The sequence below is a fragment of the Plantibacter sp. VKM Ac-2876 genome, assembly GCF_015350715.1.
In the GTDB taxonomy this organism is placed as follows: Bacteria; Actinomycetota; Actinomycetes; order Actinomycetales; family Microbacteriaceae; genus Plantibacter; species Plantibacter auratus.
In genome coordinates, this window is record NZ_JADKSI010000002.1 from 1,273,290 (window position 1) to 1,281,621 (window position 8,332).

Genomic DNA, 8,332 nt, shown 5'->3' on the forward strand with positions numbered 1-8,332 from the left:
CTGGGAGCGCAAAGAACAACTATATGCCGGAATCTTCGGCGTGTCTACTCTTTCCTTGACGAGTTTTCGACTTTCCGGTATAACCGCCGCGTCGCCCCGATGTTCCCGTCAACTCGCGCTGAACCGCAGGCGCTGACCGGGCCGGAGCTGCGCCAGGAGGTCGCGGTCCGCGGCGCGCACGACCGCGATGACCGGATACCCGCCGGTGACGGGGTGGTCGGCCGACAGGATCGTCGGCAGACCGCTCGGCGGCACCTGGACCGCCCCGGCGACCATGCCCTCGCTCGGCAGTTCCCGACCGGGATCGAGTCGCTCGAGCGGCGGCCCGTCGAGGCGCATCCCGATGCGATCGGCGTCGGCCGTGATGGTCCACGGCTGCTCGACGAGGCGCTGGCGGGAGGCGTCGTCGAACCAGTCCCGGCGGGGCCCCGGCGAGACCCGCACGAGACGCTCCCCGGCGTCGGGCCGCGTCCACGGGGCGATGTCGAGCGGAGGGACGCGGCGGCGCGGGGTGGGGAGGACGGGGAGTCGATCGCCGGCGACCACCGGTGCCGGACCGAGGCCGGCCAGGGTGTCGGTCGACCGCGAGCCGAGGACCTGCGGGCCGTCGAAGCCGCCGCGGACGGCGAGGACGTACCGGAGCCCGTGTGTCGCCACGCCGAGTTCGAGCCGGGAGCCGGCTTGTACGCGGACGGCGCGGTGCCCGTCGGACGGCCTGCCGTCGACGGTGATCGGACCCCACGCGCCGGTCACGGCGATCCAGAGGTCGACGTCGGGGACGGCCGCGAACGGGCCCAGGACGACCTCGAGCGCCGCACGGCCCTCCGGGTTGCCGACGAGACGGTTGGCGAGGCACAGGGCGCCGCGGTCGAGCGCGCCGGACGGGCTGACCCCGAGGGCCGCGGCCCCAGGTCGACCCAGGTCCTGCACGGTGGTCGCCGGTCCCGCCGCCTCCACGAGCAACGTCCCGCCCATCATGCGGCGACCTGCACGAAGCGCACCCGGCCGCCGGGGACGAGGAGGGCGGGCGGGTCCGCTGCGTCGTCCCACAGGACGGCGTCGGTCGTCCCGACGATGCGCCACCCGCCCGGGGAGGCTCGCGGATAGACGCCGCTGAACGTTCCGGCGAGCGCCACCGAACCGGCGGGGACGGTCGTCCGCGGCACGCTCAGGCGCGGGATCTCGAGTGGCCGGCCGATCGCCTCGTCCTCCCGCTCCGGCACGAGGTAGGCGAATCCCGGCGCGAAGCCGCTGAAGGCGACGGTCCAGGCGTGAGCGGTGTGCCAGGCGATGAGACCGTCGGCGTCCATGCCGAGCAGCGCCGCCGTCTCGGCGAGGTCCTGGCCGTCGTAGCGGACGTGGATGACCACGTCCGGCCGCCCCACCTCCTCTTCGACAGCGCCCGTCGAGCCTCCCGCGCCGGGTGCGAGCGCCCGTTCCGCGGTCGCGAGCAGCCAGGCCCGCACCGCGGCGAGCGCCGGGCCCCGCGCGTCCGTCACGGCGAGCACGGTCCGGGCAGCCGGGACGAGGTCGACCAGCCCCGCCGGGCGTGAGGCGGCGAGCGCCCGGTGTACGAGCAGGACGTCCTCGAGCGATGCGAGTTCGAGGAGCACGGCCTCATCCCCCATCGCTCGGAGCACGGGTCCGGAGGAGATGTCCGCGTTCACCACGGCGCGACCAGTTCGACGCCGGCGTCCAGCAGGGCGGCCCTGACCGTCGTGGCAAGCGATACGGCCCCGGGGGTGTCGCCGTGCATGCAGAGCGAGACCGCGTCGAGTTCGACGTCTGCACCGTCGACACTGGTGATGCGTCGGTCGAGGACGAGGGAGACGGCGCGGCGGGCGGCGGCCGCCTCATCGGTGACCAGTGCCCCGGGGGTATCGCGCGGGACGAGCGAACCGTCCGAGCGGTAGCCGCGGTCGACGAAGGCCTCAGCGACGAAGCGGAGCCCGGCGGCGAGGGTCTCGCGTTCGATCACGGAGCCGGGCAGACCGAGCACGGGAAGTGGTCGCCCGAGCTCCTCGGAGGCCGTGACCACCGCCCGGACGACCGCGCTCGCCTGCACCCGGTCGAGCGCGATCCGGTTGTATAGGGCACCGTGCGGCTTCACGTAGGCGAGCCGCGCGTCGACGCCGTCGACCTCGCCGACCTCGTCGACCGCCCGCTGCAGGGCGCGGAGCTGCTCCACGACCTCGGCCTCGAGCACCTCGGCCGGTACGTCCTGGTCGCGTCGACCGAAGCCCGCCTCGTCCCGGTAGGAGGGGTGGGCGCCGAGCGACACCCCGTGGGCCGTCGAGCGGCGGACGGCGTCGCGCATGGACGCGTCGTCCCCGGCGTGGAAGCCGCAGGCGATGTTCGCGCTCGTGATGAGGGCGAACATGGCGTCGTCGTCGGCGGTCGGCGCTCCGCGCCAGACCTCGCCGAGGTCGCTGTTGAGGTCCACCTGCGCCACGGCCGCACCCCTTCCGCTCCGCCTCCCACCACTGCGGGAAAGTCTAGGGTGGGGGTATGGACGAGGCACAGGTACGACTCGGCGTCAGCGGATACCTGGCCAGGATCGAGGCCGACCGCTTCGTGCCGGGCACCTATCAGCTGGTGGTCGACGGCACGCCGCAGTCGCACGTCAACCTCGATCAGCCCGAGGAGCTCTTCTTCGAGTACATCCAGCGGATCGGTCACATCATCGACGAGATCGCCGATCCCGGTCAGCCGATCACGGCGGTGCACCTCGGTGCTGGCGCGCTCACCCTCCCCCGCTACGTGGAGGCGACGAGGCCGGGCTCGCGGCAGCAGGTCGTCGAGCTCGAGCGCGAACTCATCGATCTCGTGCGCGAGCACCTCCCATGGTCGAAGCGCGCACAGATCCGCGTCCGCTACGGCGACGCCCGCGAGATCGTCGCGAAGCTGCCGCCAGGCCTCCGGGGCACCGTCGACCTCGTCGTCGTCGACATCTTCAGCGGCGCCAACACGCCGGCCCATGTCACGAGCACGGAGTTCTACGCCTCGGCGGTCGAGCTGCTGTCTCCGACCGGCGTCATCGTCGTGAACGTTGCCGACGGCCGCGGACTCGCGTTCGCCCGCGGACAGGCCGCGACGCTCGCCGACTCCGTGTCGCACGTCGCCGCCCTCGCGGAGACGCAGATCCTCAAAGGCCGCCGCTTCGGCAACGTCGTCCTCGTCGGATCGAACACCGCCCTCCCACTCGACTTCCTGCCGAGGCTCCTCGCGGCCGGACCCCACCCCGCCAAGGCCGTGGCGGGCGCCGAGCTGCGCGCCTTCATCGCGGGCGCGCAGGTCGTGACGGACACGACCGCCGTCCCCTCCCCGAACCCCGCCCAGGGCATCTTCCAGACGAAGGGCTGACCATGGCCACCACGCAGACGCCGCGACGACGGGGCCTGCGTGCGCCCACCTCGCTCACCACCCTGCTCGCCGCCACCGCCCTGGCGCTCGTGGCCTGCACCGAGGGTGAGCCACGATCACCGGATACGGCTTCCCTCTCGCCCTCCCCAGCGCCGAGCGCGTCCGCGTCGACGCCCACATCCGCGGTTCCCACCGGACCGGTCGCCCCGACCGGTGAGGCCACCATGGTCGTCGGCGGCCTCGATGCGCCCTGGTCGATGGTCCGACTCGCCTCGGGCAGCACGCTGGTGAGCCAGCGCGACGCAGGCGACGTCGTCGAGGTCGTCAGCGGCGGCGCGGTGCGGCAGGTCGGCGTGGTCCCCGGGGTGGCCGCGGGAGGCGAGGGCGGGCTGCTCGGGCTCGCCGTCCTCACGCCGGCGGGATCGGAGACCGCGGGAACCTGGCTCTACGCCTCCCTGACGACCTCGTCCGACAACCGCATCGTGCGGTTCCCGCTCACGGGAGCGGCCGGGTCGTACGCGCTCGGCGGCGTCGAGGAGGTCCTCGTCGGCATCCCCCGGGCCGGGAACCACAACGGCGGACGCATCGCGTTCGGACCGGACGGCATGCTCTACGCCACCGCGGGCGACGCCGGTGACCGCAGCCTGGCTCAGGACGTGGACAGCCTCGGCGGGAAGATCCTGCGGCTCACACCCGACGGCGCGGTGCCGGGCGACAACCCCTTCCCGGGATCGCCCGTCTTCTCCCTCGGCCATCGCAACCCGCAGGGCATCGCGTGGGATCGCGACGGCGGCCTGTGGGCGAGCGAGTTCGGGCAGAACACCTGGGACGAGCTCAACCGGATCACCCCCGGTGGCAACTACGGCTGGCCGGTCGCCGAGGGCATCGCCGGAGCCCAGGGCATGATCGACCCGGTCGCGCAGTGGGCCACGGAGGACGCGAGCCCGAGCGGTCTCGCGATCATCGACGACACGATCTTCATGGCCTCGCTCCGCGGCGAGCGCCTGTACGGCATCACCGACGGGGTGCACGTGCCAGCGGGGAGCAGCGCGCTCGTGGGCGTGATCGACGCGGTGCCCTACCTCGTCGGCGAGTTCGGACGGATCCGCGACGTCGTCGCCGGCCCGCCGGGGACCGCCTGGATCCTCACGAACAACACCGACGGCCGGGGCTCGCCCGGGACCGAGGACGACCGGATCGTCGAACTCCCCCTCGCCCCGCTCGCGGCCCGCTGAGGGCGACCGCCACACCGGTGGGTCATCCCGCTCCTGCGGTCCGGTGTCGGTCGCCGGGAGTACCATCCAGGCATGGCAGAACTCAGTCGGGTCACGGCGTGGGCACAGGCGCTCATCGTGCTGCACCTCGACCCGACGGTCTGGACCTTCGGCTTCGACAACGCCAAGCGACGCGCCGGCCTGTGCAACTTCACGACGAAGCGCATCACCGTCTCGCGCTATCTCGCTGCACGCTACGACGACGACGAGATCCACCAGATCCTCCTCCACGAGGTCGCGCACGCCCTCGCCGGGGCGCGCGCCGGGCACGGACCCAAGTGGCGCAAGGTCGCCGAGGAGATCGGCTACGAGGGCTCGCGGCTCCACGAGGGCCAGACGGCCGACGAACTCGCCCCGTGGGTCGGCACCTGCCCCTCGGGCCATGTCCTCTACCGGCATCGGCGCCCGAGCCGGGCCACCTCGTGTGGCAAGTGCTCGCGCTCCTGGGACGAACGCTTCCTCCTCAGCTGGGTGCACCGGGAGGTCACGCCGGCCATGCGGCGTCGGGCGGCCGCGTTCGACGGCTCCACCCAGCCCGAACCGGGCACCGGGTCATGACCGCCGGAGCGGTTCCCACCGACAGCTGGATCGCGCTCCTGCGCGGGGTCAACGTCGGCGGCGTCACGATCCGCTCCGCCGACCTGGCCGAGGTGTTCCGATCGGCCGGGTTCTCGGGAGTCCGCACCGTCCTCGCGAGCGGCAACGTCGTCTTCGACGACCCCGAGCACGAGCCCGGCGAGACGGCAGACGATGCACCCGGCACGCTGAAACGGCGCATCGAGCAGGCGCTCTCGGAGGCCTTCGGTTACGAGGCGTGGATCGTGCTCACGCAGCAGCACGCACTCGCCGACGTCATCGAGGCCTATCCCTGGCCGGAGGCCGAGCACGTCCAGCCGTACGTCATGTTCTCCTCCGAGCAGAGGTCGCTCGACGCCCTGCTCGCGTTCTCGGCGGAAGCCGGGGAGCAGCCCGACCGCGTCGCACCCGGCGACGGCGTCCTCTACTGGGAGGTCCCGAAGGGTTCGAGCACCGACACCGCTTTCGCGAAGGAGTCCTCGAAGGCCCGGTTCAAGCCGCACGTCACCACGCGCAACCTGCGGACGCTGCGCAAACTCCTCTGAGCGGGCTGTTCCGCGGCACCGGCGCAAGCCCCTGCGAGGTACTCGACGGTGGCGTACGCTGAATTGATCAGCTAGCTGCACAATTCTGGAGGCATGCGTCATGACCGGCACCGATTCACCCACCACCGCGGACCGCGTCCGGCAGATCGCCGTCGCCGTCAGCGCGGTCCTCGCGATCATCGGCTCCTACATCGGGTCGGGAGCCGCCGGGGGGACGCAGGTCCAGAACGCGGCGAACGGCGCGTTGAGCGCCTCGTCGACACCGATCGCGCCGGACGGGCCCGCGTTCTCCATCTGGAGCATCATCTACCTCGGGCTCGTCGCCTATGCGGTCTGGCAGTTCATGCCCTCGCAGACGACCCGTGAGCGCCACCGTCGTCTCGGCTACTGGGTCGTGGCGAGCCTGCTGCTGAACGCGGCGTGGATCCTCGTGGTGCAGGCGGGCTTCCTGATCCTGAGCGTGTTCGTGATCATCGCCCTCCTCGGTGTCCTGGCCCGCATCTTCGTGGTCGTGCTCCGGACCAGGCCGTCCGGCGTGGTCGACACGATCATCACGGACGGCACGATGGGCCTCTACCTCGGGTGGGTGTGCGTCGCGACGGCGGCGAACATCACCGCTGCGCTCGTCGGATCCGGCATCGGGAGCGCGGACGGCCCGGCTGCCGGTGTCTGGGCGATCATCGTCCTCGCGGTCGCCGGCGCGGTCGGGATCCTGCTCGCGGTCGCCGGCCGCGGACGCATCGCCCCCATGCTGTCGCTCTGCTGGGGGCTCGCGTGGGTGGCCGTGGGCCGATTCACCGGCGAACTGCTCTCGACCGAAGCCGGGGTCGCGGCGCTGGTCGTCGCGGTCGTGGTGGCCGTCGTCACCGTCGTCGTCCGCGTCTCGCGAGGACGCGACCGCGCAGCGCTCGTGGGAGCCTGACGCTCCGCACGCTCGACGGCCGCGGCGCTACTCGCCTGTGCGGCCGTCGAGCTGTTCGCGGAGGACGTCGATGTGCCCGAGATGCCGAGCCGTCTCCTCGATCATGTGGAGCTCGATCCACCGCAGCGTGAACCGCTGGTCGTTGCCGCGGCAGACGTCGTCGAGCTGATACCGCGACGCCACCTCGCGGGACTCCGCACAGGCGGCCTCGTAGTCGGCGATGATCTCGGCCAGGCTGTCGTCGGCCGTGACGCGCCATTCGCCGTCGGGGTCGTCGTCGGTCCACCGTGCCGGGACGTCCGACTGCCCGTCCATGTCCTCGCGGAACCAGCTGCGCTCGACATCGGCGAGGTGTCGGATGACGCCCGACACCGTCGTGATGCTCGGCAACAGTCGCTTGGCCGCGAGCTCGTCGGTGAGTCCGCGTGCCTTCCAGACGATGCTCGCGCGCTGCAGATCGAGGAACCCCTCGATCGTCTCGCGCTCGCCACCGCGCTCAGGCGGCTGCGGGCGGTCGCCCCAGTCGGCCATCAGTCGACGACCTCGACCTCGTTCCCGAAAGCGACGTAGCCGGAGAAGTCCTTGCCGACGCGGTCGAACGCGGTCGGATACGGGGTCGGGTACGACCAGGCGACATCGGGCTTGACCTCGCCGCCGTCGGTGACGCCCCAGTACTGGGCGTCGCCCTTCCACGGGCAGTGGTACTGGGTGTCGGTCTCGACGAAGCGCTCACGGTTGAGGCTCGACGGCGGGAAGTACCAGTTGCCCTCGATCTTGATGAGCTCCGATTCGGGGGCTTCGGCGAGGACGGTGGTTCCGAGGAGTGCGCGCATGCGCCGAGACTACGCCCGGAACACGGCTCCGTCCAGGACCGGGACGACGCTTGACACGTCGACCTCGCGTGCCGCCTGGACGTGCTGCGTGGCACCCGCCTGCGCGAGCTGCTGGGCGGTGGCGGACGCGGACAGCAGGTGCCCGACGCCGTTGCGCAGGCCCTCGTATGCAGCGGCGGCGGCAGCGGCCTCCGGTGAGGTGAAGTCGATGCCGCGGAGCCCCAGCGCCTCGATCACGGCACCGGCCCCGAAGAGGTCCTCGACGGCGAACCGGGTCTCGGCCGTGTCGTCGAGTTCGCCGACCGCGATGACGACGATGCTCGTGCGCCGACCGAGCTCGGCCTGCTTCGCGATGATCCAGTCCGCGACCGCCGACCGGTTGCGCAGGCACCCGGCGACGACCGTCGCACCCGCGTCGGCGAGGAGCGTGGCGATCTGCGCCGCCTCACCGCGGTCGTCCAGCTCGGCGACGGCGACGGTCTCCCCGCCGCTCACGCGCTGCTCGACGGAGGTCGTCGCGTGGAGCACGTCCACGACCACCGCGACGTCCGCCGCCTCGACCCGGCCGGCTCCTGCGACGCCCCAGTCGAACCTGACCTGGTACTTCGTCTGGGCGAACGGCGGGTGGACGGGCGGCGGTGTGGCGGCTGCGGTACTCACCCGTTCATCGTATCCAGGCGCACCCACCCATCCCACGACTGTTGCGTCCGAAGACCTCCGTGGGGGTGGGCGCCAGCGCGGTGCGCTGACGCGAGCGCGGGTCTGGCACGTGAGCGCGGGCCTCCGGAGGGGCGCGCTCACGCGCCAGACCCGCGGTGA

11 protein-coding genes are annotated in these 8,332 nt (G+C 72.2%); 5 read left to right on the top strand and 6 right to left on the bottom strand.

Annotated elements, in window-relative coordinates; all coding sequences use genetic code 11:
• Positions 1-108: 108 nt before the first annotated feature.
• From ITJ62_RS12405 to ITJ62_RS12415, 3 genes are read right to left on the bottom strand one after another with little or no spacing between them, the layout of a single operon-like run.
• Positions 109-978, bottom strand: coding sequence for a biotin-dependent carboxyltransferase family protein (locus ITJ62_RS12405; protein ID WP_194602337.1), 870 nt, complete (start codon positions 976-978; stop codon positions 109-111).
• Positions 975-1,670: an allophanate hydrolase subunit 1 gene (locus tag ITJ62_RS12410; RefSeq protein ID WP_370581905.1), complete on the bottom strand. Its 696-nt coding sequence runs from the start codon at positions 1,668-1,670 to the stop codon at positions 975-977. Before ITJ62_RS12410 ends, ITJ62_RS12405 begins: the two co-directional genes overlap by 4 nt.
• Entirely contained in the window at positions 1,664-2,452 is a 789-nt protein-coding gene (locus tag ITJ62_RS12415; protein ID WP_194602340.1) for a 5-oxoprolinase subunit PxpA, read from the bottom strand. The genes ITJ62_RS12410 and ITJ62_RS12415 overlap by 7 nt, the downstream gene beginning before the upstream one ends.
• 56 nt (positions 2,453-2,508) lie before the next feature.
• Here ITJ62_RS12415 and ITJ62_RS12420 point away from each other — a divergent pair, with 56 nt between their 5' ends.
• From ITJ62_RS12420 to ITJ62_RS12440, 5 genes are all read left to right on the top strand, one after another.
• Positions 2,509-3,363: a spermidine synthase gene (locus tag ITJ62_RS12420; RefSeq protein WP_071259566.1), complete on the top strand. Its 855-nt coding sequence runs from the start codon at positions 2,509-2,511 to the stop codon at positions 3,361-3,363.
• A 2-nt stretch (positions 3,364-3,365) separates the two neighbouring features.
• Complete coding sequence (locus ITJ62_RS12425; RefSeq protein ID WP_194602342.1) at positions 3,366-4,598, top strand: sorbosone dehydrogenase family protein; 1,233 nt, start codon at positions 3,366-3,368, stop codon at positions 4,596-4,598.
• 72 nt (positions 4,599-4,670) lie between these two features.
• Complete coding sequence (locus ITJ62_RS12430) at positions 4,671-5,195, top strand: SprT-like domain-containing protein (RefSeq protein WP_191940605.1); 525 nt, start codon at positions 4,671-4,673, stop codon at positions 5,193-5,195.
• The gene (locus ITJ62_RS12435) at positions 5,192-5,758 is read left to right on the top strand and encodes a DUF1697 domain-containing protein (RefSeq protein ID WP_194602344.1); all 567 of its coding nucleotides are present in this window, start codon (positions 5,192-5,194) and stop codon (positions 5,756-5,758) included. Before ITJ62_RS12430 ends, ITJ62_RS12435 begins: the two co-directional genes overlap by 4 nt.
• A 100-nt stretch (positions 5,759-5,858) precedes the next feature.
• Positions 5,859-6,680 carry a TspO/MBR family protein gene (locus ITJ62_RS12440; RefSeq protein WP_194602347.1) on the top strand — a complete coding sequence of 274 codons (822 nt, stop codon included), beginning with the start codon at positions 5,859-5,861 and terminating at the stop codon, positions 6,678-6,680.
• A gap of 27 nt (positions 6,681-6,707) precedes the next feature.
• Here ITJ62_RS12440 and ITJ62_RS12445 read toward each other — a convergent pair whose 3' ends face one another.
• Genes ITJ62_RS12445 through ITJ62_RS12455 form a run of 3 tightly spaced genes read right to left on the bottom strand, consistent with a single transcriptional unit; the run spans position 6,708 to position 8,173 of the window.
• On the bottom strand, positions 6,708-7,211 hold the full coding sequence (locus ITJ62_RS12445) for a DinB family protein (protein ID WP_194602350.1): 504 nt from the start codon (positions 7,209-7,211) through the stop codon (positions 6,708-6,710).
• Positions 7,211-7,513: a DUF427 domain-containing protein gene (locus ITJ62_RS12450; protein ID WP_085510219.1), complete on the bottom strand. Its 303-nt coding sequence runs from the start codon at positions 7,511-7,513 to the stop codon at positions 7,211-7,213. The genes ITJ62_RS12445 and ITJ62_RS12450 overlap by 1 nt, the downstream gene beginning before the upstream one ends.
• Before the next feature lie 9 nt (positions 7,514-7,522).
• The gene (locus ITJ62_RS12455; protein ID WP_194602352.1) at positions 7,523-8,173 is read right to left on the bottom strand and encodes a 2-phosphosulfolactate phosphatase; all 651 of its coding nucleotides are present in this window, start codon (positions 8,171-8,173) and stop codon (positions 7,523-7,525) included.
• Positions 8,174-8,332 lie beyond the last annotated feature (159 nt).

What these genes read in the sequence shown, in the direction of transcription:
- ITJ62_RS12405 (WP_194602337.1), bottom strand. Translation starts at nt 978, where the DNA reads ATGATGGGCGGGACGTTGCTCGTGGAGGCGGCGGGACCGGCGACCACC.
- ITJ62_RS12420 (WP_071259566.1), top strand. Translation starts at nt 2,509, where the DNA reads ATGGACGAGGCACAGGTACGACTCGGCGTCAGCGGATACCTGGCCAGG.
- ITJ62_RS12425 (WP_194602342.1), top strand. Translation starts at nt 3,366, where the DNA reads ATGGCCACCACGCAGACGCCGCGACGACGGGGCCTGCGTGCGCCCACC.
- ITJ62_RS12430 (WP_191940605.1), top strand. Translation starts at nt 4,671, where the DNA reads ATGGCAGAACTCAGTCGGGTCACGGCGTGGGCACAGGCGCTCATCGTG.
- ITJ62_RS12435 (WP_194602344.1), top strand. Translation starts at nt 5,192, where the DNA reads ATGACCGCCGGAGCGGTTCCCACCGACAGCTGGATCGCGCTCCTGCGC.
- ITJ62_RS12440 (WP_194602347.1), top strand. Translation starts at nt 5,859, where the DNA reads ATGACCGGCACCGATTCACCCACCACCGCGGACCGCGTCCGGCAGATC.
- ITJ62_RS12445 (WP_194602350.1), bottom strand. Translation starts at nt 7,211, where the DNA reads ATGGCCGACTGGGGCGACCGCCCGCAGCCGCCTGAGCGCGGTGGCGAG.
- ITJ62_RS12450 (WP_085510219.1), bottom strand. Translation starts at nt 7,513, where the DNA reads ATGCGCGCACTCCTCGGAACCACCGTCCTCGCCGAAGCCCCCGAATCG.